Consider the following 23148-nt stretch of genomic DNA (forward strand, 5'->3'; position numbering starts at 1 on the left):
GCTTAAAGTGTCTGAATGGTTCTACGTGCTTCTTGGGCCTTAATGGTATGACCGCGTGCTTCACTGGCTTTCAGGATGATAAACCAGAGCTGTTTCTTCATAGCGTTGCTTTGCGCATAACTTAAGCCACGACGTGCCAATGCTTCGGCATTGGCATATTCTTTGCGCTGATCAGCGATCATTGCCAAATACAAATAAGTTTCTGTGGCTTGTGGTGCAATCCGTTGTGCTTGAAGGGCATAACGTTCAGCTTCTGCCAGTTGTTGCTGCTTATAAGCGACCTGTGTTTTTTGCATTAAGGTTTTAAATGCAGGCAACTGACTGCCATCATTAAACTTTTGCTGAACCTTCTGTTGCGGAACAACAACGGGAACACTTTGACGTTTAATTTCTTTCTGTTCATAAGGTGTAATTTTTACACCAGAAGAAGGTTGGGTGACCTTCTTCTTTTGCGAGCTACTCGTTGGTGGCTGATTTGCTGGTTTGGTGGTTTTCTCTGGTGCAGTTGTACAACCCGCGAGTAGTAGCACACCAAGTAGAACCGTGGTTTTATTCATCATGTCCAATCATCCTTGTAAACTTAATTGTCACTGTTACCGTTATAGCTGCCGCTAGAAATAACGCGTGTTGGAGTGTGATTGGATAAATCTGTATCCATTTGAGTTTCACTTTCACGAATATAGTTGCTTATACCGTCATTATGATCATCTGCAGGTGTTTCATTGTTCGGAATATAAGTTGGTTCTACTTCGTAGTGAGATTGACCGCATAGGGTTGCACGACGTGGTACAGTCTGACGCAGTAAAGGAATATACATCGCACCATCACAGCCTTGAGCAGATAAATCACCGCTGGCACTATCAATCCATTGCCATTGAACATTATCGGTTTGGCACAGATTGACAGGTTCTTGACGGAGCTGTTTCATTACATTGGTCCACACAGGCAACGCACCTGACGAACCGGTTAAGCCTGTCACTTTATTATCATCCAGACCTAACCAGACAACTGCAACATGATTGCCAGAATAACCTGCAAACCATGAGTCTCTGGTGTCATTTGTAGTTCCAGATTTACCTGCTAAATTCAGTGATTCTGGTAGGCTGTTATATGCAGAACGACCCGTACCAGAACGCATCACTTGCTGTAAACCATAGTTAATAATGTATGCAGCTGCTGGGTCGATGGTTTGTTGTACATTCAAGCCATAACGTTCCAGTAAATGACCTTTGGCATCGACTACGGTACGAATTGAACGTGGTGGGTATTTAAAGCCGCCTGTCGCAAAATTACCGTAAATACTCAATACTTCCATTGGTGACATATTTACAGCACCAAGGTAAATCGAAGGGTAAGCAGGGATATCAGAACTTACCCCGAATTGTTTGAGCTTATTGCTGAATGCAGATAAACCAAATTCATTTGCTAAGCGTACAGTAGAAAGGTTGTATGAATTCGCTAATGCTTGTTGCATTGGCACAACACCATGTTCACCACCACTGTAGTTTTTTGGTGTCCAGCTCTTGTCGCCATCAATTGGAATATTGACTGCACTATCTTCAATCGGGCTTGCCCATGTATAACGCCCAGATTCGATTGCATTTAAATAAATAATTGGTTTGAGTAATGAACCCACTTGACGTTTAGCATCTAAGGCACGGTTAAAGCCGGTAAAGTCTTGAGTGGAACCCACAGCTGCAACCAATTCACCATTTTCAGGATGAGCAACCAATACTGCACCTTGTAAGTTTTTCAAACGGGCAGGGTTAGCTTTAGCTAAACGATCGACAGTGCTCTTAAATGCATTTTGGACTTGGGTCTGTGCAATTGGATCAAGTGTGGTAAAGATTCTTAAGCCTTGATTGGTAATATCACTTTCTTGATACTCAGTGCGGAGTTGACGACGCACAATATCTAAGAAATCTGGGAATTTTGCAGGGCCTAAAGTTGGTTTACTCACCACGTTTAATGGACGTGCGATCTCGTCTTGATATTCTGCTTCTGTTAAATAGCCCATCACTTTCATGTTGTTTAAAACAACATCACGGCGTTTTTTCGCAGATTCAGGATTACGCCAAGGGTTATATAAAGATGGGCCTTGAACCAGACCAACCAAGTAGGCTTGCTGTGAGATATTCAGTTCACGTAGAGGTAGGCCAAAGTAAAATTGCGATGCCAAACCATAGCCATTGATTGAATAGCTGCCGTTTTGTCCCAAGTTTACTTCATTTAAATACGCTTCCAGAATTTCATCTTTGCTGTAATGCAATTCAATCAGTAGAGCCATTAAGGCTTCATTGACTTTACGTTTTAACGTTTTCTCTGGAGAGAGATAGAAGTTTTTAACCAGCTGTTGCGTTAGGGTTGAACCACCTTGACGTCGACCACCGGTGGCGTTACTAACCAAAGCACGTGCGGTACCACGGATCGAAATACCATGATGATGATAGAAGTTACGATCTTCTGTCGAAATCAATGCTTCAATCAGCGTTTTTGGCACTTTATTCAGTTTAATGAGGACACGATCTTCATTATGTTGCGGGTAAATACCGCCAATCAATAAAGGCTCTAAACGAGCAACGCCTGTATTCGAAGGCTTGGTTGAACGGATTTCACTGACCTGACCATCAGCAAAAGCAAGTTCTAGCACTTGCTCAGGTTCATTACTATCGCCATAGTCAAAACCGCGGGTATGTACATACATCTGGTTGCCTTGTACTACATAGCTACCAGACTTGTCATAGTTCGCTGTGTTTTTGTAACCCAGCAATTTTAACTCTTGGGTAAAATTCTCTTGAGTAATCGGTGCACTAGAATAGATTTCTAATGGGCGAGCAAACACCTTGGCAGGGATGTCCCAACGCTGACCTTCAAACTTGTCACGAATAATATTATCCAAGCGGATCAGATAGATACTAAAAGCAACAAAGACACCTATCACTAACATTGAGAAAATGAGTGCTAGAAAACCAATACCACGTTCAAACTTCATAGATTTGCGTTAAAACCAAAACAATGTCGGTAATGATGCGATAGCTTATTGTCATTTTGCAATCATAAAACTGTGAATAAATAGCAACATGCAATAAAAACTTTAAGAATGCGTTGACATTAAACGTATAAAAAAACAACGGATAGACATTTTTATACTTTTTAATCAATCATCAACGCAACATTGGTTGTTAATGATATGATAGTCAGTAATCGCGACGGAGCTAAATTATTCGTGCAAATTTCACATAAATCCTTTCGAAATATTGGTCTAATTGGACGGCCAGACAAGTATTCTGTAGTAGAAACGTTATGTTTAATTCATGATCATTTGATCACTTTAGGTTTAAACCCCGTTTTTGATCAGGAAACAGCCAAACTGGTGCCTTATAGTTATGGGCAGACAGTGAGCCGAAATTTACTTGGGGAAGTGGTTGATTTAGTTGTAGTTGTAGGTGGTGATGGTTCACTTTTACATGCTGCACGTGCATTGGTTCGACATAATACGCCTGTAATTGGAATTAACCGTGGTCGACTGGGCTTCTTAACCGATATTAAGCCAGCAGAAGCTATTTTTAAGCTTGATCAGGTCTTGCAAGGTCAGTTTCAACTGGATCGCCGTTTCTTGTTGGAAATGGAAGTCAGAACCAATGGTGAAACGATTTATGATGCAATTGCATTGAATGATGTGGTTTTACACTCTGGGAAATCGGTTCATATGATCGATTTTGAACTGAATATTGATGGGCAATATGTCTATCGTCAGCACAGTGATGGCTTGATTGTTTCAACCCCCACAGGTTCAACCGCATATTCACTTTCAGGTGGCGGGCCAATCTTACATCCGAGTATGGATGCGATAGCCTTGGTGCCGATGCATCCGCATACTTTGTCATCACGACCCATCGTGGTTGGTGGGCAAAGTGAGGTAAAGATTACCATTCGGGAAAACCGTGTTTTGCCGATGGTCAGTGCCGATGGACAACATAGTGTTGCATTAAATGTCGGTGACACTGTGCATATTCGCAAACATCCGTTTAAACTAAGCTTATTACATCCACCCGGTTATGACTTCTATATGGCATGTCGTACCAAATTGGGGTGGAATCAAGATTTTGAATCTTTTCAACAGGATGACTCATGAATATTGAACAAATGCTCGCTATTTTAAATCCTGAAATTGTTGAGCGTCTTCGTACTGCTGTTGAAATTGGCAAATGGCCAAATGGTATTGCATTAACCAAAGAACAGCGTGAAATTTGTATGCAAGCGGTGTATGCATGGGAAATGGAACATTTGCCAAAAGAACAACGCAGTGGCTATATTGATCGTGCTACCAAAGAGGAAGGCGAGGAATGTGATGATGATCATCACAAACACGAACCTGAATTTAAGCCAATTCGTTTTGTCTAATTTAAGAAGCTCAGTGATTACTGGGCTTTTTATGTTGATCAAAATATAATAAAGAATCTTATGAAACGTTTAAAACCTGTTTACGCACTATCATCTCTCATATACCTTTTGTTTAGTGGTGCTGCATTGGCTAAACAGCCTATTGAATGTTTACTCAAGGTAAAGGTTGTTGCGAGTCAGAAATACACTTCTCCCCAAGCCGAATATACAAGGATAAAGAACGATGGTTATCCTATGTTATTGATTGGGATTCAGGTGATGGGTGCTCAAACAATGCCAAGCTCGCAAAAGATCAAAGCACATCATTTATACTGTAAGACGCTTATTGGTCAAAAACGAGATGCTTATCTTTCAGGTGCTTACGATTCAAATAAGATTACAATCAAAATAGGTGATCAATTGAGCTTAAGAAATATTCATTCTTCAGGTCAGGAATATCCGTTTTGGCCAGATTTTTATTATATTGAACCTTAAAACCAAGGCTATCCGATATAACCTTGGTCATTGGTATAATTAGAAACGGCTCTTCCACAACGTTTTGGCTTTATCCATTGCATCATCATAGCTATTGACTACGCCCATGGTATACAACGCGATTCCCATGGTTTCAACGACTGCCAACTCTCCATATTCATGAGATTGTTCACCCAACCACACTGCTTTAAACACGGCTAAATCAAGCTCTTCTTCAATCGGGCTACGGTCAGGTGTTAACTTCGGTAATTCGTGTTCGTACAACTCACCATTTTTAATCCCACAAATCAAAGTTTTGGCATCAGGATTACGTTCAAACTCACCACCTTCACCTTTAATCACTGCACTGTTTTGATAACCCAAACGGAACGCAGTCTGTTGATGTGAAGTACGATAAGCTGGATGAAAAATTGCTTGTAGGGTCGCTTTGGCATTAAACGGATTAATCAAGCGTGCCAAGGTGTGGATTGGCGAGCGAAGCCCCATCACATTCCGTAGTGAGATTAACTCACTTAAAATCGGTGAAATTACTTCAAGTGGCAAGTAGGCAAAATTGTGCTGTTCAAGTTGCTCTCGGACATCTTGTTCATTTTGACAAATTGAATAGCCTAAGAATTGTAAAACTTGTTCGGTATAGACACGATTAATGGTATGCCCCGATGCACCATGCATCACAATTTTGTAACCATGATGGGCTAAAGTCAGCGCTGCCAATAAGAACCACGGATAGTGCTTACGCTTGCCGGCATACGAGGACCAATCAAGATCAACTTCAAGTGGCTGAAAATTGAGTTGATCACGCGTGGCTTGAACAAATCCAGCCAGTTCATCGACAGATTCTTCTTTAACACGTAACAGCATCAAGAATGCACCCAACTGCACATCGAGTACTTCATCTTTTAAAATCATGCTAAAAGCTTGATAGGCTTCTTCATAACTGAGCGAACGAGAACCTGTTTTGCCCTTACCTAAAATACGAACATACTGAGCAAAGGGATGTTCTGCGGTTTTATAGATATTACGTTTTGTGTTCATGGTCGTATTGAAGATTGTCACAAAGAATAAAATGAATATGACATAAAACTGGGCTGCGTAGCATAAAAAAACCAACACGCTGTTTAATCAATAAGCAATTGTGGTTTAGATATTGGCGATGCAAACAAAATTATTGACCGAATCAGTCTAGTGATTTGATGTAAACGGGACATGACATCCCATCTAAAAGTTATTAGCATGACTGCGAACAAATTTTTAAAAACAATGAAAGCGAAAGGAAATAATGATGTTAGCTTATGATTCAGATTTGGAACTCTTCCGCGATAACTTTAAACGCTTTATGAGCGAGCAGATTGCACCGCATTATGAGCAATGGGAACGTGAAGGCATCATGCCGCGTTCAGTCTGGAACGCATTGGGCGAAAATGGATTCTTATGTGTCGATGTACCAGAAGAATATGGTGGTTATGGTGTACCAACCCATTATTCCTTGATGCTGGTTGAAGAGTCTGCACGTGCAGGCTACTGTGCATTATCCACCGCGATTTCATGCCACTCAGAAATCGCAGCGCCGTATATCCAGCACATTGCCACAGAAGAACAAAAACAGTACTGGTTACCCAAAATGGTATCGGGTGAAGTGGTCGGTGCAATTGGTATGACTGAACCAGGTGCTGGTTCAGATTTACAAGCAATGCGGACCAGTGCCATCTTGCAAGATGACCATTATCTGTTAAATGGTTCAAAGACCTTTATTTCAAATGGTCAGCATGCTGATCTCGTGGTTCTTGCCGTTAAAACAGATCCGCAAGCACGCGCTAAAGGTGTGTCACTCATGTTGGTGGATACGCACTTAGAAGGCTTTAAAAAGGGCACCAACCTCGACAAAATTGGCTTACATTCACAAGATACCTCAGAATTGTTCTTTGATAATGTCAAAGTGCCTAAGGATCAATTGTTGGGTCAAGCAGGGCAAGGTTTTGCTTATTTAATGCAAGAACTTCCACGTGAACGTACCGCGATTGCATCAACCGCTTTAGGCGCGATTCGTGGTGCGATTGATATTACGACGCAATATGTAAAAGAGCGTCAAGCCTTTGGACAGGCAATTTCTCAATTCCAAAATACACGCTTTGTATTGGCACAAGCGAAGATTGATGAATTAGCAACAGCCGCTTTCTATAATCAAAACGTAGCTTTATACAATGAAGGCAAATTGGATGTTGAAACTGCTGCGGCATTGAAGAGCTTTAGTAGTGATATGCAAATGAAAGTTGCTGATAACTTGCTGCAATTATTTGGTGGCTACGGTTATATGACTGAATATCCAATTTCACGTTTCTTTGTTGATGCACGTATTCAGCGTATTTACGGCGGTACCAACGAAATCATGAAAGAAATTGTGGCACGTGGCATTATCGGTAAGGCTTAATTGGTATTATCTAACAAAACAGCCTACTTTTGAGCAGGCTGTTTTGTTTTCACTATTTACTCGGTTGCCGGATGACAGGGTAGCTCTGTTGTTTAGGTAATTGTTGCAAGGCTTGATTGATCTTGCGTAGAAACTCATCGGCTTCATCTTGCCGAAAACTGTCTTCCGTATATGCACTGCGTTGTTGAAAGCGGCCACAGCCTCGTATTTGCATATTAGATGGATTAAATGACCAGTCATTGGTGTTTTTTAAGTAAATGCTTAAATCGCTTTCACAACTTTTCCATAAATTTAGAAATGCATTCGATTGTTCTGATTTAAAGCCTCTTGCTGGATAGACAAAAAAACCCTTCATTGCGGGATCGATATATTGAATAAATTGCTCAACGGGCATACCGCCCCAAAGGATGGCGGTATTTTCAGGAAGGGCGATGCCTGTTAGGTTTTGTTCTTTTAAAGTATGAGTTTGCTGATGGGTCTGTCTAAAGTGTTGTGATTGATAGGTGAGCTTGGTTTGAGGGGGGATCGGAATTCCCCGAGCTTGACTGCTCACTGGGCTGATAAAGTAAGGTGAGCGATCAGTACCATTGCAACCCGCAATCATGGGGCAACCGCTACATGCGCTTAAACCGATACTGATCAAGCTTAATAAAGCTAAGCCGAAAATCTTATTCATTCTATTTACTGTTGTTATGACATCTTCAGACAGTATAACCAATCTATGCTACTGAAAGGTCCAAATTTAAGCGAATCGAATCGTCCGCTTAAATGTAGCGGTGTTTATTCAGGATTTTATGGTGTTGGTTCATCAAAGAGATTTGAACAACTTTGCGGCTGACAACCTGCCAACATAATCGCTTTCGGTAAGCTAGCATACATATTGGTAAGATGCTGCTCAGCAGGATGTCGATAATTCCAGAACAAGAAATGCGGTGAACGTTGCTGATTAAAAATTTGGTAAAAGTCATTCTGCTTCTGCAAAGATTCAGCATCTGGTGTTGGGCTACGACCGTGCTCATGTGTCCCCACTGTGGTCATCAGCATAAGATCTTGAGTTTTATTTTGGTTCTTTAACCAATCTGTCTGACGGTTTAATAGGGCATAGTTGTCAAACCAGAGTGAAGGGCTGGCAGCGATATAACGTTGGAACATTTGTGGTTGGCTAAAGAATGTATGTAAAACAAACAGTCCGCCAAAGGAATGTCCAAACAAGCTTTGTTGCTGTGGATTGACTTTGATTTTTGCATGAACGGCAGGTTTCAGCTCTTTTTCTATAAATTGAATGAATTGGTCTGCACCACCATAGCTGTACTTGGCTTGTTTTTGAAATTCAGCCGATGCTTTAGGTGTGTAATCTAAAGCCCGTTTTTCTACATCAAAAGTACTTTGTTTGGGATATCCAATCGCAACAATGGCGACAGGACTCAAACCCAAGCGATTGGCACCACCACCCACTGATTTAGCAATATTGGCAGCACTCTCAAAAGCAGCATTACCATCCAATACATATAGTACTGGAAAACCTTGCTCTGGAGTTTCACCCGCAGGAACAGAGATCTGAATCAGATAATCATGTTTTGTATATTTAGATGCGATTACAAAGCTTTGTTGAATATTGGTTTGTGATTTGAGAGGTGCTTTATTTGAACTCGCGGTGTTGGGTTGAGCAAAAGCCAAGGGTGTAGCCATGAGCAGAGCAAAAGTCAAAATACCAAGTCGTTTAAACATAATTTATTCGCAAGCAGTGAAATTTTGCTAGCAATATATAATGAAAATCATTATCAATAAAGTTTGGTAATAAAAAGAGTTAAAACTCAGCGTGTTTAATAGCTTAAAGTGTTGCTATACTAGCTCGGATAATCAATTCACAGATGAATTGTAATCCATTCTTATAGATGATTTTGCTGAGGCTGCATTCAATGGTAAACGATGGACAAAACACATCGAATTCACTTAATTTAGACCAAATTCGTAACGATATTGATAGTGTTGATCAACAAATCCAAGAGTTACTCAACCGCCGTGCCACGCTTGCAGAAGCGGTAGCCAAAGCGAAATTTGCATCCGAAGAAAATCCGCTGTTTTATCGCCCTGAACGTGAAGCGCAAGTGCTACGGAAAGTGATGGAGCGTAATCAAGGGCCTTTGTCTGATGCAACCATGGCGCGTTTGTTCCGTGAAATCATGTCAGCATGTTTGGCACTTGAAGCACCACAAAGTATTGCATTCCTTGGGCCTGAAGGCACTTATACCCATTCTGCTGTATTAAAGCATTTTGGTAAAGATGCGGTTGTGCGTCCATTACCAACCATTGATGAAGTATTCCGTGAAGTTGAAGCGGGCAGCGCACATTATGGTGTCGTTCCAGTCGAGAACTCATCAGAAGGGATTGTCAACCATACCTTAGATTGCTTTAAATCATCGACAGTGAATGTGATTGGTGAAGTTGAACTGCGTATCCATCACCAATTCTTGGTATCTGAAAATACCCGTAAAGACAGCATTAAGCAGATTTATGCACATCAGCAAACCTTGGCACAATGCCGTAAATGGTTAGATGCTCATTATCCGGGGGTTGAGCGTGTTGCACTGAACTCAAATGCAGAAGCGGCGCGCCGTATTCGTAATGAATGGCACTCAGCAGCGATTGCATCTGATATTGCAGCAAGCATGTACAACCTTGAGATTTTACATAGCAATATTGAAGATAACCCTGAAAATACCACACGTTTCCTTGTGATTGGCCGTGAGAAGATTCCTCAAAGCGGGAATGATAAAACTTCGCTACTCATCTCTGCGCATGATCGTGCCGGTGCTTTACTGGAAATTCTTGCGCCATTTGCCAAGCATCAAATCAGCTTGACCAGTATTGAAACGCGTCCTGCCTTACCTGAGAAATGGGCTTATGTGTTCTTTATTGATTTAGAAGGACATATCGGTCAGGAAAATGTTGCAGCGGCATTGGAAGAAATTCGTCCAATGGTGAAAGAATTACGTGTACTCGGTTCATATCCAATCGCTGTTTTATAGGTCTATTTATTGTATTTTGAATCCCTCCCAGCCTCCCTTTAAAAAGGGAGGAGTTCCCCCTCTTTATAAAGACCTTACGAAGCGGGGTGCTTCTCAGGGGAGATTTTTACATAGGCAAACATGTTTTATGTCTCAACCATTATTTAAGAAAGTTGCATTTATTGGGCTTGGACTGATTGGGTCGAGTCTCGCTCGTGTGATTGTAGCTGAACAACTTGCAGCTCAAATTGTGGCTTCCACACGCTCAAAAAAAACATTAGAAGATGCCAAGGCACTCGGTCTTATCCAACGCGGTTATGCAACGCCTGAAGAAGCAGTTCAGGATGCAGATTTAATTGTTTTAGCCTTACCCGTTCGTGCAACACAAAAAGTGCTGGAACAGATCAAGCCTTATCTTGCAGACAATGTCATTATTACCGATGTGGGCAGTACCAAAGGCAATGTTGTTGAAGCGGCAAAAGCAGTATTTGGTGAAAATCTACCAGTCGGTTTTGTACCAGGTCATCCGATTGCGGGTGCTGAACATACTGGTGTACATGCAGGAAAAGTTGACTTATTTGTCAATCATAAAGTGATTTTGACACCACTTCCGACCAGTGCTGATTGGGCTGTTGAAAAACTGATTCAACTTTGGTCTGCGGCAAAAGCTGAAGTGATTTGCATGGATGTTAGCAAACACGATGAAGTGTTGGCACATACCAGTCATTTACCACATTTGATGGCATTCAACCTGGTCGAACAACTGGCAAATCGTGAGGATAATTTAGATATTTTCCGCTATGCTGCTGGAGGTTTTCGTGACTTCTCGCGTATTGCAGCCAGTGATCCACAGATGTGGCATGACATTTTCTTTGCCAATAAAACCGCAATTTTGAATGCTGTTGATGGTTTTGAACAGCAATTGTCCGTTTTAAAGAAATTGATTGAACAGGAAGATTCGCAAGCGTTGATGGGACTGCTCGGGCATGCTCAAGCAGCACGTCAGCACTTTAACCATATGTTGGCCAAAAAACCTTTGATGGAGAAAAACAAGGTGACACAGCAATTTACCATTTTACCGGGAAAGAAAACATTTACAGGTAAATTCACCGTACCGGGTGACAAATCTGTGTCACATCGCTCCATTATGTTTGGTGCGATTGCAGAAGGCACAACGCATGTGACAGGCTTCTTGGAAGGGGAAGATGCACTTGCAACTTTGCAGGCTTTCCGTGATATGGGTGTGAGCATTGAAGGACCGAAGAATGGTGAAGTCACTATTCATGGTGTAGGCATGCAAGGCTTAAAAGCACCAGCAAGCGCTTTGTATATGGGTAACTCAGGGACTAGTATGCGTTTGCTGTCAGGCATGTTGTCTGCACAGAAGTTTGATTCAGTGATGACCGGTGATGCATCGTTGTCTAAACGTCCAATGGAGCGTATTGCTAAGCCATTACGTGAAATGGGTGCACAAATCCAAACTACGGGTGAGAAAGGTACACCACCCGTCAGTATCACAGGTAGCCAAGCCCTTAAAGGGATTCAATACGATTTACCAATGGCATCTGCTCAAGTGAAATCAGGTATTTTGTTGGCTGGTTTATGGGCTGCGGGTGAAACTTCGGTGACTGAGCCAGAACCAACCCGTGACCATACTGAGCGTATGTTGCGTGCTTTTGGTTATGATGTGAAAACCGAGGGCAATAAAATCTCGCTTGTGGGTGGCGGCAAGTTAGTCGGTACTGATATTCAAGTGCCTTCTGATATTTCATCTGCTGCATTCTTTATGGTGGGCGCTGCAATTACTGAAGGTGCAGATGTCATTCTTGAAGCGGTTGGGATCAATCCAACGCGTACAGGTGTGATTGAAATTCTTAAGCAAATGGGCGCTGATCTAAGCGTAGAAAATGAACGTATTGCAGGTGGTGAACCGATTGCAGATATTCATATCAAAGGTTCTCGTACACTAAAAGGCATTCATATGCCTGAAGATCAAGTGCCTTTAGCCATTGATGAATTCCCAGCATTATTCATTGCGGCTGCTTGTGCAGAAGGCCAAACGGTTCTGACTGGTGCTGCTGAGCTGCGTGTTAAAGAATCTGACCGTATCCAAGTGATGGCAGATGGTTTAAAAACTATGGGCATTGACTGTACCCCAACCGACGATGGCATCATCATTGACGGTAAAGGCAAGTCTGGTGACTGGTCTGCCATTTTCACTGGCGGTGAAATTGAATCACACCATGACCATCGTATTGCCATGAGTTTTAGTATGGCTGGTTTACGTACTTCAGGTAATATTACCATTCATGGTACAGAAACTGTGGCAACCAGTTTTCCAACCTTCACCGAACTTGCAAATACAGCAGGTTTGGATTTACAGGTTGTGAATCCATAAGCTGATCTGGAAAGGCAGTGTTTAGCTGAATTAATCAGTTAAATGCTGCTTTTTTTATAAGCATATTCATAAAAACAATTGGCTAAACATAAGGTAAAAACGTTTAAATAATAAAAATGCTGAGTTTGTAGATGTACATATCTAATCGGGTCTAAATTTATCAATTTAGCCATAGAACTAAGACAATCAGCTAATCTATTAAAGACAATTGTATATATAATAATTCTTACCGTTCGCGTCGGATTTACTCTGTGATCCAGAGTTAAAAACATAAAAATAGAGGGAATAGCATGAAAACGTTGCAATTTATAGCAGATTGCCCAAAACATGGGATGGTCGAGCATCCACCCAACGAGTGCTATATCACGCAAGAGTATGTGGCTGCATTATTGTATAAACAATTAGAACAATATGGTTTTGATGCACAGCATATTCGTCATGAGCATGAAAAAATTGAAGTGCGTATCGACAATCATCAACTTCCACTGTCTATTCTCTGCTCTCAGCAGGATACAGAAGGTCATATTCTGTGTGAAATCTCTGCCAATCCGCAGCAAGAACAAGCTTGGTTTGAAAAGATAGAGACACAAAGCATTATCCGCCAATTGGCTCAGGCTGTTGAAAATAGCTTAAAAGCAGAACATAGTTTTTCTCAGTTTGTGTGGAAAAGCTAAGTTCATTTTGCGAATACCATCTTAAATGAAGTGATTTACCATCATCGCCGTTTGGGTGTATGGTGTATGTTCTTTTACACGCTTTATTTGAGAGTATAGGTGCATGATACAGGTCGATTTTTCTAAATTATCACCACAAGCGGTTTGGCAACATTTTGAGACCTTATGTACGATTCCTCGACCATCCAAGCATGAACAACAACTCAGACAACATTTAAAAGATTGGGCGGAACAGCGCAACTTGGAAACTTATGTCGATGACATTGGTAATTTAATTATTCGAAAAGCTGCTACAGCAGGTAAAGAGCACGTTGCAGGTGTGATTTTGCAAGGGCACTTAGACATGGTGACTCAGGCAAATCGTGGTACGCAACATGACTTTTTTAAAGATCCCATTCAACCTGTATTAAAAGATGGCTGGTTGATTGCTGAAAATACTACCTTGGGTGCCGATAATGGTATTGGGGTAGCACTTGCACTGGCTGTATTAGAATCTAGCGATATTGCGCACGGGCCGATTGAAGTTCTGCTAACCATTGATGAAGAAGCAGGAATGAGCGGTGCTCGTTTACTTGAGTCAGGTGTGTTAACTGGACAGTGGCTTTTTAATATTGATACCGAAGAATGGGGCGAGTTGTATCTTGGCTGCGCAGGCAGTATTGACCTAGAAGTAGAACAGTCACTTGAATATGAAACAGCACCTGCAAATTTAATTTATATAGATTTACTGGTATCAGGCTTGAAAGGTGGTCACTCTGGGGTTGATATTCATTTAGGTCGTGGTAATGCCAATGTCATTCTAGCCAATTTCCTCAATGAAAATTTAGAACAATCCAATGGTCGACTGGTTGAATTTGTCGGTGGATCGGCTCGAAATGCTATCCCACGCGAAGCTGTGGCAACCATTGCAATTGAGATAGATCAATTGGCTGGTCTAGAAAAAGCAATTCAAGCTACACAGGCTGAATGGCAACAAAAACTACAGGGCATTGATGATCAGCTGCAAATCACCGTACAAAAAAATGCCAATCAGGTAAACGAAGTTATTACCTTACAGCAGCAACAAGCTTGGTTACAGGCATTGGCAACGTGTCCTTATGGTATTGCACAGTGGAGTACTACTTTACCCGATGTGGTTGAGACCTCGAATAATATTGGTGTGGTTAAAATCACTAAAGATGAAGCGAAAACATTAATTATGGTTCGTTCGATGGTGAACCAAGAAGCACTGACATTTGCACAAAATATTCAACAGCACTTTGCTAATTTCCAGATTCAATCTGAGTTAACGCCGTTAGTATCGGGCTGGACACCAAATCCCGATTCGGCTGCATTGAAATGTTTACAACAAGCGTATCAATCTGCATTTAAGATTGAGCCAAACTTGAAAGTGATTCATGCCGGTTTGGAGTGTGGCATTATCGCTGAACATTATCCGAATTTACAGATGGTATCGTTTGGCCCTGATATTCAAGGGGCGCATGCGCCGGGTGAGAGGGTTAAAGTAGATACGGTCGAGAAATGTTGGGAGTTATTGGTGACGGCGCTAGAATCTATCGAGTAATTTCTGTTTAAGATTCAATAATCATACTTTACTTTTGACTGGGCAAAAGTAACAAAACCCTTTTGTTAGACTGACGGTACGTCCTTGCTACCGCAGTCTAACAGGGCGGCATCCATGCCGCCGCCGCGATAGTCAATACTAATTGTGGTAGAAAAATACAAAATAATGGAACTTTAGATTTTGCTGTCATGATTTACTTTGACCTGAAACAGGTTTTTGTTTAGTTCGATAAACTTAATTTCACAATCAATAAATTTTTCAATCATCGTGGCCTGAGTACGGGTATGTTCACTAATACATTGTGCAGTAAATTCACCACCTTGACCCAATGCCATAGGCAATAACAACTGATCTGCTAAATACTCATCTACTACGGCTTGGGAATCAATATATTGCTTCACCTGTTCAGCCAAATGATTGGCAATTTGTTCTGCACTTTTACGCATTTCACCCAAAGCAGTAAATAGCTGAGTGTGGTGTTGATGCTCAACTTTGACATACGCCGTATTGCCTTGGCTAATTCCATTTAAATGGAACTGCTGTTGCGTATCTAGTTTCAGTCTTTTATTTAAAGTTGTTAATTCTCGTTCTGCGATTTGTGCTTCTTCTGAAAGATTCAATACCGCTGCAAAAGCCTCAGTACTTTGTAAAGCGCCACGATCTAATAGATTTAACTTGTTTCGATGTAGCCATGGCTGAATCTTGATTTGAATTTCACCTGCACCAATTGGGAAGAAGCCCGCTTTATTTAGCTTAAATTCGCTTTCGATCCCCAGCTTTGTGAGCGTAGGCAAAAAGCAATGCTCGATAAAATCTGCCGTTGGCGCAAGTGGATTATGAGTACCGCCTGTGATAGTGAGTTCACTGGCTTCATTTTGCAATAACAAGGCTGGCAATAGGGTTTGCAAAACCAGTGTTGTGCTTCCTGCCGAACCAATCTGGAATTGGTATTTTCCACTTTGTACATGCTGCGGTGCAAAGTACAAGCGCTGGCTATGAAGTTCAGCACCTTCCACATAGGCTTGGCTGATATTTTGGGATGCCTGTACACAAACTAAGTGCTGACGCATTAAACCCGGTTTTTTACGTCCAGCACGAATATTGATTAATTCAAATGCTTGGTCTGTAATCATCGAAAGGGCAAGGGCGGTTCTTAAAATTTGCCCACCACCTTCACCTTGTGAACCATCAATCTGGATGGTTGCTGGCATATTTGCCAAAGCTTTATTCACTTCTATTTTCCTTATTTTCTAATTAAATGAACATACTGTCAGTACATGGTAATGCGAAGTAACGCGTGACTTTGCTTTTGGCAAAGGTTTACTAGGTACATGGTGCTGAGCCTGATTAGTGAAGATTGATGCACGGCTCACATGCTGCCATAGCCGCCTGAATTATTTTCAATCCCTCAGATCGGAGTAAAGCGGGATCTTGTACTCGCCCAGTATGTCCAAACTGTGATTGTGAACTAAATTCACAAAATTTTTTGTTTACTCAATTAAATCAATCTGCCAATTGGCTGCCTGAATTTTGATATTTAAATCGCGGAGTTTCGCGCTGATATCATCGGCTTGTTTTTGCAAGCTAGAAACAGGGATAACTTTTTGCCATTTGATCTCACGTGAGCTATAACGATCAGGTTCACGATGGGTGTTGGCAATTGCATCTATGAGAATCTTATGCTGCTCAGCATAACTATCACGTAAGCTTAATAGAGACAGCAGTATTTTGCCGTCTTCTAACTTTGCTTGTGCATTGGTCAAATGAATACGACAAATCAATTGATTGCTTTCTTGGGTTAAAGCAAATACTTGTTTGATGAGTTCATTTGGATCTTCACTTGGTTCATCACCATCTTGTACCAATACATTGGCGTTGATCCGTTGTTTTAATGAAGCGAGCTTTTTTTGTTGATCGCTTCGCAGTAAAAGTGCTTCTGCGAGTTTCATTTTATTTACCTTTTATTCAATATGTACAATGACTAAGTTTGAAATATCTTCCAATTGCATACTAAATTTTGCGAATTCGGTAATATCTTCTAAAGTTTCATTTTCATGCCAAGTTGTCATGAAGCAATGATTGATTGGTGGTTGATAGTTATAAAAATCTAGATAGGTTTCGTCTAGGATATCATCCCAAATAGAGCACTCATGTCCTGTCACCATTGCTTGAATGCATTGTTTTGAGTGGACAATCTGATCACAAATCCAATTACGCCATTGAGGTAGGATTTGTTCAGCATTCACAACTAAGATGATGAAATAGGATTGCTCAGGTAGCATGAGATGGGCTTCCTCATTTGCTCTGATTCTAAAGCTTCGAATATCTAAACAATCCTTTTTCATGATTAACCCTTAACACAAACCACTTGTCTTAATGTATAAACCACTTCAACCAAATCCTGTTGCGCTTTCATGACATCTTCAATCGGTTTATAGGCCGAAGGAATTTCATCAATCACAGCAGCATCTTTACGACATTCCACACCTTCAGTCTGCGCAATCTGATCTTCAACAGTGAATCGACGTTTTGCTTCAGCACGGCTCATTACACGTCCTGCACCATGCGAACATGAGCAAAATGACTCCTGATTTCCAAGACCGCGAACAATAAAGGACTTGGCACCCATGGAACCTGGGATAATTCCATACTCTCCCAAACGTGCACGTACAGCGCCTTTACGGGTCACCATCACTTCTTCGCCATAATGTTCTTCCTTTTCCACATAATTATGGTGGCAGTTTACGGCTTCCAAACGTGCTTGAAATGGTTTTGGAATAATCGTTGCCAAGGCCTTAATCGCAGACTGCATCATGATTTCACGGTTTTTCATGGCAAAGCGTTGTGCCCAACCTACTGCAAACCAGTAATCATCAAAATGTTCAGTTCCTTCGATTAAATAAGCCAAATCTTTGTTGGGTAAATTAATAAAGTGCTTCTGCATATCTTTACGCGCAAGCTCAATAAAATGATTACCGATAGCATTACCGACACCGCGTGAACCTGAGTGCAACATAATCCAAACGTGATCGTGTTCATCCAAACAGATTTCTACAAAGTGATTTCCTGTTCCTAAAGTTCCCAATTGTTTACGGTTATTGGTATTTTTTAGGCGAGGGTGCTTCATACAGATTAACTCAAAATCTGCAATTAAATCAGCCCAAGCTTGATCTACCATTTCAGGTGGTGTTTCCCAAGAACCTTTATCTCGTCCACGTTTGGTCATTCCATGTGGAATTAAACGTTCAAGCTCAGTACGTAAGCCATGTAAATTATCAGGTAAATCAGAAGCGGTTAAGTTGGTACGAGTCGCCATCATTCCACAGCCGATATCGACACCTACCGCAGCAGGGATAATTGCACCTTTGGTTGGAATTACACTTCCAATCGTTGCACCTAAACCAAAGTGAACGTCTGGCATCACTGCCATCCATTTATAAATAAAGGGCATTTGTGCTGTTTGTAGTAATTGTTGTTTCGAGTTGTCATCAACAAGTACACCATTGGTCCACATTTTCACCGGCATACTTTTTTCATTTTGTAGAACCTGATAAGCACGTTGTTGCTGTTCTTGTTCAAATTGAGCTTGTTGGTTGATTTGTTCAACGACAGACATTTTCATTTTCCTTTCAAAGCCTGCCTGCCAAGCGTTTGCAGGCAGGTGATATTCACAAGATCCCAATGATGTTGTGTGTTTATACTATTGCAGCGAGTGTGCCAACTTTTTCAAAGCGTGTATAAAAAAATTTATATCTTATTGAAATTAAATATTTTATTTAATTTTATCTAGGTATTTTACACTCTATTTTATAAATTAAATTAAGAATTTAAATATTAATTTATATATTTTTATATCTTTAAAGATATTTAAAACTTTTACGTTTTGCTCAATTGAACAAATTGCAGTTCTCTTTTCAATTTTCTCATCATAAAGGATTACTGAGAGCATGAATTGGCAGGGAAGTTAAGATATTTCTCCTCAATATCCGTTTCATTTTTATCATTGGTATTTAATCTTGATGTTTTGAGGTGGGTCGTGATAGGTATTTGATATTTTTCAGATGGATGTCAGCGCTTTAAAAGAAATGCTAATAGGTCTTTATATAAAGGCATGTTATAACCATAACAAAATATAAATAAATTGCTCAGTCGAATGGATCTTTTTCGTTATTTACTCACGATTATCTTATTTATCGTAGGGGTATTTTGTGTTGTGCAGTTCCTGTTGCAAGATTTTAATCTTATATTTCTTGCGCTAAGTTTGGTTTCTATCTGCTTACTGGGTGAAACCAGATCGTGAAAATCACGGTCGTAGCAATGATGCGTGGTACTGGTTTGATTTGATCGATATATCTGTTGAACTTGTTTATCGGATCATTACCTTACCATTTCGCCTATTACGAAGAATATTTGATTTCTTTTCGCCTGATCTCCCCTAATGAGAATGCTGTCATCCCATGTTATTTAGGATTTGCTTTACTGAGTTGACCTGTCTCATCTAAGCTAAATTGATCGAAATCATGGGCTAAATAGAAGTTGCCTTGATAGAAAGCTTGCACTTCCTCTGTGATGGCTTGCTGTCCAGCACTATCTTGATGTCTTGGACTAAAGTGCGTCAGGATTAGATTGCTTAGACCCTGTTGTTGAGCGAATTCAGCAACCATTTTTGCTGAACTATGCATTGGGCTTGGGCCCACTTTATCTAAAATAGCTTGCGTGTAGGTGCTTTCATGAATCAACAGTTGAGCATCTTCGCAAGCCTGTGCCAATAATTCAGGACGGTCATTATCGCCGCCGACAATGGCATGTGCGCGTTGGATCTGTAACTGGGTAAAATCGACGGCTTTTAACGTTTGCCCATTAAATTGAATGTCCAGACCTTGTTGTAAATCACCCCAAGCTTTGCCTTTTGGTACACCGAGTTGAATCAAAGCCTGTGTATCTAATCGCTTTTGAGTGTATTGCGAGATAATACTAAATGCAAAGCTAGCTACACGATGACTGAGTGGGTGGGCTTGAATTGAAAGATTATCCGTCAGTTGCTGTATCTGAGTCGCTTCATTTACATCGATAAAGTGGAGTGGGTAAGGTAAATGTAGATCAGTGAGCTGTGCTGTAACTTCAATCCATTGTTGAATTTCTTTAGGCGCGATAATGGTTAAAGGTGCAGTACGGGTATTCATACCTGCACTTGCAAGTAAGCCGACTAGACCATAGCAGTGATCGCCGTGAACATGGCTAATGCAGATCGCAATTAAGCTTTGTAATGAAAGCTTGGCCTGCTGAATTCGATGCTGAGTGCCTTCACCTGCATCCACCAATATCCAGTCTTTATTCTTGCTGTTGCGGATGGCTAAACCAGAAACATTGCGTGTGAGTGTGGGTACACCAGAAGATGTGCCTAAAAAAGTAAAATGAAGCATATTGTTGGAATTTTTCATTGAATTGCGTATTGTATCTGATAGACATATATAAAATATTATAGAAATTATGCTGAATGCAAAGAAAACCGTCGTCATTGGCTTTGTAGGCTCTACTTTAGATCAAGGAAAGCGTCCTGATCGTTGGCAACGCTGGCGTCCAACGTTGAGTCTTCTGATGCATGAAGATCTGATTGTGGACGAACTGGTACTATTGCATGATCGACAACATCATAATTTAGTCAAGTTTATTGCCGAAGATGCGCAAGATGTGTCGCCATCGACTAACGTGTCGGGGCAGCGAGTGAGTATCCGTGATCCTTGGGATTTTGCCGAGGTCTATGGTGCGCTGTATGACTTTGTAAAAACCTATCCATTTGATACTGAAAAAAATAACTATCTTTTGCATATCACGACAGGCACACACGTTGGTCAAATCTGTTGGTATCTATTAGTCGATGCCAATTATTTGCCTGCCAAGCTGATTCAAAGTGCACCCAATCAACAGAAAACACCCGAAGGTGAATATCGCATCATTGATCTGGACTTGTCTCGCTATGATGTTCTCAAGCAGCGTTTTGAAGATGAGCAACAACAAAACTGGCAACAGCTGAAAGCAAATATTTCAACTTATAACCCCGAATTTAATCAACTGATCACTGAAGTTGAGTTGGTGGCAACGCGTTCCAGCGCACCGATTTTGATTATGGGTGCAACTGGGGTGGGTAAATCACATTTAGCCAAACAAATCTTTCAATTAAAGAAAGATAAGTTTCATTTGAATGGCCGCTTTATTGATGTCAACTGTGCGACCTTACGTGGTGACAGTGCCATGTCGAGTTTGTTTGGTCATATCAAAGGTGCATTTACGGGAGCAGCAGCTTCGCGGACAGGTTTATTAAAAAGTGCCGATCAGGGTATTTTGTTTTTGGATGAAATTGGTGAGCTTGGGCTGGATGAACAAGCGATGCTGCTCAAGGCGCTTGAGGATAAATCTTTTTTTCCTGTAGGAAGTGACAAAGAGGTTCAGGCAGATTTTCAACTGATTGCGGGGACAAATCGAGATCTAAGAACTGAAGTGCAAGCAGGGCGCTTTCGTGAAGATTTATGGGCTCGACTCAATACATGGACTTTCTTTTTGCCCAATCTTAAAGATCGAATCGAAGATATTGCACCGAATATTGAGTTTGAATTGCAACGCTTTGCGGTAAACCATCAACGACAGTTACGGTTTCAACGAGATGCACTCGATGTGTATTTGAAATTTGCCAAATCTAGAGAAGCATCATGGCAGGGCAATTTCCGTGATTTAACTGCCAGTGTGACGCGGTTAGCGACATTATCCAGTGGTGAGTTGATCCGTTCAGAAACAGTCGAAAAAGAGATTCAGCGTTTAAAGCAGTTGTGGTCGATTCAAACTACACAACGTGAATTTAAGGAAAAGGATGTTCTACTCAAGTATTTAGATCAAACGCAGTTGAGCGAGATCGATGAGTTTGATCAGATTCAACTGCGTGGGGTGCTACAAGTCTGCGCAAATGCCAAGTCGATGGCGGATGCTGGACGTCAACTGTTTGCAGCTTCACGCCAACAACGTAATACCACCAATGATAGTGACCGAGTCAAAAAGTATTTGGCTCGGTTTGGCTTAAGTTGGGGGATTTTCAGTAATCATTCAACTGGATGATCTTTCTTTATTTGGGGTTGGTTAGGTAGAAATTCTAAGTTCCAGAGCTTTTCGGCATGCCGGCCAATCCACCAGAATGACACAGCGAGCAAGATAAAGAAAATAGCTTTGTGCATGCCATTCCAAAAGAACTCAAAATACTTGGTGTAGAGGTTAATAAATAAGAAGGTGATACCAAAACCACGTGAGGTGGCATCATCGTGTTTTAAACCATAGACAATCGCGATGATGGCAATAAACGCGAATAGAACACCCCAATGCAACAGCTCATATTGTTTAACGCTATACCAACTCCCTAAGTCACCATAATTGCCAAAGATTGAGAGAATCCATAAGGCAATAAATAGATACAGAAGGCCCATGACATAGGTTGAATGTGCAAAGTCTTTAAAATGCGCATAGCGTTTAAACAGCAAGCTTAATCCAATCAGTGCGCCGCCAAACAAGACAAAGCGTAAAGGGAAGTTCATGCCTAGATAATAAGCACCCCAGCCCGACATATAGCCTGTTTCTGTCCCAAACCATGAACCAAGTGAAAGTAGGGAAAACACCCAGATCAGTTTAGAAGGGAACCAGAAGGCAAGTGCTGCATAAATGATGGTGGAGAGCAGAAATAATAAAGAGAAATGTCCACTACCAGTATCAATGGCTTGGCCAAAATAGGCGACAGACGCTGCGGTAGAGAGCACGCCTGCAAAAATAATCGCTTCATTGCTAAATTGATGCAGCGGTTTGGTTTTACGTCGATGATAGGCAAAGCCATAAAAGGCTGCTGCAACCACAGCAAAAATCAGACAAGGAATGATTTTGGAATCAATAAAGATTTTTTCAATCAATTCCATCAAGAATTTATCGGCGGTAATTGCAGCAATGGCAATTACGGCACAAATCATTGAAATCCAGAATGAGTATTTTGCCAAACGTTCCCAGTCAAAAGGTCGAATCGAAAAACTTTGATTTAAATCATTGGCAACATCGGGCGTAATCGTGCCTTGTTGTTGCCAATGTTCAATGGTTTGCTTTAAAAAAAGTCCCTGTTTTTTATTTAATTTCATTATGAAAGAACCCGAATGTCTGTACATCTATACTGA

General features: G+C 41.1%; 20 protein-coding genes and 1 pseudogene. 10 read left to right on the forward strand and 11 right to left on the reverse strand.

The window, feature by feature from the left end:
- Positions 1-2: 2 nt before the first annotated feature.
- Both A7P55_RS14415 and mrcB read right to left on the reverse strand, forming a co-directional pair.
- Positions 3-560, reverse strand: coding sequence for a tetratricopeptide repeat protein (locus tag A7P55_RS14415; protein ID WP_005204291.1), 558 nt, complete (start codon positions 558-560; stop codon positions 3-5).
- A gap of 20 nt (positions 561-580) precedes the next feature.
- Positions 581-2992 carry a penicillin-binding protein 1B gene (mrcB, locus tag A7P55_RS14420; protein ID WP_171552622.1) on the reverse strand — a complete coding sequence of 804 codons (2412 nt, stop codon included), beginning with the start codon at positions 2990-2992 and terminating at the stop codon, positions 581-583.
- Between the two features lie 234 nt (positions 2993-3226).
- Between mrcB and A7P55_RS14425 the strand changes: the two genes are divergently transcribed.
- Genes A7P55_RS14425 through A7P55_RS14435 form a run of 3 tightly spaced genes read left to right on the forward strand, consistent with a single transcriptional unit; the run spans position 3227 to position 4878 of the window.
- A complete protein-coding gene (locus tag A7P55_RS14425) occupies positions 3227-4135 on the forward strand; it encodes an NAD(+) kinase (protein ID WP_171552623.1) in 909 nt (302 codons plus the stop codon).
- Entirely contained in the window at positions 4132-4404 is a 273-nt protein-coding gene (locus A7P55_RS14430; protein WP_171552624.1) for a DUF1315 family protein, read from the forward strand. The genes A7P55_RS14425 and A7P55_RS14430 overlap by 4 nt, the downstream gene beginning before the upstream one ends.
- 60 nt (positions 4405-4464) lie before the next feature.
- Positions 4465-4878, forward strand: a complete 414-nt coding sequence (locus tag A7P55_RS14435; protein ID WP_171552625.1) for a hypothetical protein — start codon at positions 4465-4467, stop codon at positions 4876-4878.
- 39 nt (positions 4879-4917) lie between these two features.
- On the opposite strand, the gene A7P55_RS14440 is transcribed toward A7P55_RS14435, so the two are convergent.
- Positions 4918-5913, reverse strand: coding sequence for a glycosyl transferase family protein (locus tag A7P55_RS14440; protein ID WP_171552626.1), 996 nt, complete (start codon positions 5911-5913; stop codon positions 4918-4920).
- Positions 5914-6160: 247 nt separating this feature from the next.
- On the opposite strand from A7P55_RS14440, the gene A7P55_RS14445 reads away from it, so the two are divergent.
- On the forward strand, positions 6161-7306 hold the full coding sequence (locus A7P55_RS14445) for an acyl-CoA dehydrogenase family protein (protein ID WP_171552627.1): 1146 nt from the start codon (positions 6161-6163) through the stop codon (positions 7304-7306).
- A 52-nt stretch (positions 7307-7358) separates the two neighbouring features.
- Here A7P55_RS14445 and A7P55_RS14450 read toward each other — a convergent pair whose 3' ends face one another.
- Together A7P55_RS14450 and A7P55_RS14455 are read right to left on the reverse strand one after the other, a co-directional pair.
- Positions 7359-7982, reverse strand: a complete 624-nt coding sequence (locus tag A7P55_RS14450; protein WP_171552628.1) for a hypothetical protein — start codon at positions 7980-7982, stop codon at positions 7359-7361.
- A gap of 116 nt (positions 7983-8098) precedes the next feature.
- Positions 8099-9034, reverse strand: a complete 936-nt coding sequence (locus A7P55_RS14455) for an alpha/beta hydrolase-fold protein (protein WP_171552629.1) — start codon at positions 9032-9034, stop codon at positions 8099-8101.
- A gap of 191 nt (positions 9035-9225) precedes the next feature.
- Here A7P55_RS14455 and pheA point away from each other — a divergent pair, with 191 nt between their 5' ends.
- The 4 genes from pheA to A7P55_RS14475 all read left to right on the forward strand — a co-directional run bounded on the left by pheA (position 9226) and on the right by A7P55_RS14475 (position 14950).
- Positions 9226-10335 (forward strand): prephenate dehydratase, encoded by a 1110-nt coding sequence (gene pheA / locus A7P55_RS14460; protein WP_005153565.1) that lies wholly within the window; start codon positions 9226-9228, stop codon positions 10333-10335.
- Positions 10336-10462: 127 nt separating this feature from the next.
- The gene (locus tag A7P55_RS14465; protein ID WP_171552630.1) at positions 10463-12712 is read left to right on the forward strand and encodes a bifunctional prephenate dehydrogenase/3-phosphoshikimate 1-carboxyvinyltransferase; all 2250 of its coding nucleotides are present in this window, start codon (positions 10463-10465) and stop codon (positions 12710-12712) included.
- 290 nt (positions 12713-13002) lie between these two features.
- On the forward strand, positions 13003-13386 hold the full coding sequence (locus A7P55_RS14470) for a hypothetical protein (RefSeq protein ID WP_005294741.1): 384 nt from the start codon (positions 13003-13005) through the stop codon (positions 13384-13386).
- Positions 13387-13489: 103 nt separating this feature from the next.
- Positions 13490-14950 carry an aminoacyl-histidine dipeptidase gene (locus A7P55_RS14475; protein WP_171552631.1) on the forward strand — a complete coding sequence of 487 codons (1461 nt, stop codon included), beginning with the start codon at positions 13490-13492 and terminating at the stop codon, positions 14948-14950.
- A gap of 173 nt (positions 14951-15123) precedes the next feature.
- On the opposite strand, the gene rtcA is transcribed toward A7P55_RS14475, so the two are convergent.
- From rtcA to A7P55_RS14495, 4 genes are all read right to left on the reverse strand, one after another.
- A complete protein-coding gene (gene rtcA / locus A7P55_RS14480; protein ID WP_171552632.1) occupies positions 15124-16182 on the reverse strand; it encodes an RNA 3'-terminal phosphate cyclase in 1059 nt (352 codons plus the stop codon).
- Positions 16183-16440: 258 nt separating this feature from the next.
- The gene (locus A7P55_RS14485; protein WP_171552633.1) at positions 16441-16899 is read right to left on the reverse strand and encodes a DIP1984 family protein; all 459 of its coding nucleotides are present in this window, start codon (positions 16897-16899) and stop codon (positions 16441-16443) included.
- Between the two features lie 12 nt (positions 16900-16911).
- Positions 16912-17295 carry a hypothetical protein gene (locus A7P55_RS14490; RefSeq protein WP_171552634.1) on the reverse strand — a complete coding sequence of 128 codons (384 nt, stop codon included), beginning with the start codon at positions 17293-17295 and terminating at the stop codon, positions 16912-16914.
- Positions 17296-17297: 2 nt separating this feature from the next.
- Complete coding sequence (locus A7P55_RS14495) at positions 17298-18566, reverse strand: RtcB family protein (protein WP_171552635.1); 1269 nt, start codon at positions 18564-18566, stop codon at positions 17298-17300.
- Positions 18567-19103: 537 nt separating this feature from the next.
- On the opposite strand from A7P55_RS14495, the pseudogene A7P55_RS22640 reads away from it, so the two are divergent.
- A pseudogene (locus A7P55_RS22640) lies at positions 19104-19389 on the forward strand (hypothetical protein).
- A gap of 21 nt (positions 19390-19410) precedes the next feature.
- Here A7P55_RS22640 and A7P55_RS14500 read toward each other — a convergent pair.
- Positions 19411-20373, reverse strand: coding sequence for a ribonuclease Z (locus A7P55_RS14500; RefSeq protein WP_171553255.1), 963 nt, complete (start codon positions 20371-20373; stop codon positions 19411-19413).
- A 67-nt stretch (positions 20374-20440) separates the two neighbouring features.
- Between A7P55_RS14500 and rtcR the strand changes: the two genes are divergently transcribed.
- Positions 20441-22057, forward strand: coding sequence for an RNA repair transcriptional activator RtcR (gene rtcR, locus A7P55_RS14505; protein WP_171552636.1), 1617 nt, complete (start codon positions 20441-20443; stop codon positions 22055-22057).
- Here the strand turns inward: rtcR and A7P55_RS14510 are convergent.
- The gene (locus A7P55_RS14510) at positions 22042-23112 is read right to left on the reverse strand and encodes a DUF2157 domain-containing protein (protein WP_171552637.1); all 1071 of its coding nucleotides are present in this window, start codon (positions 23110-23112) and stop codon (positions 22042-22044) included. The two genes, rtcR and A7P55_RS14510, sit on opposite strands and share 16 nt — an antisense overlap.
- Positions 23113-23148 lie beyond the last annotated feature (36 nt).

The sequence above is a fragment of the Acinetobacter sp. Ac_5812 genome (genome assembly GCF_013072695.1).
Taxonomy (GTDB): domain Bacteria; phylum Pseudomonadota; class Gammaproteobacteria; order Pseudomonadales; family Moraxellaceae; genus Acinetobacter.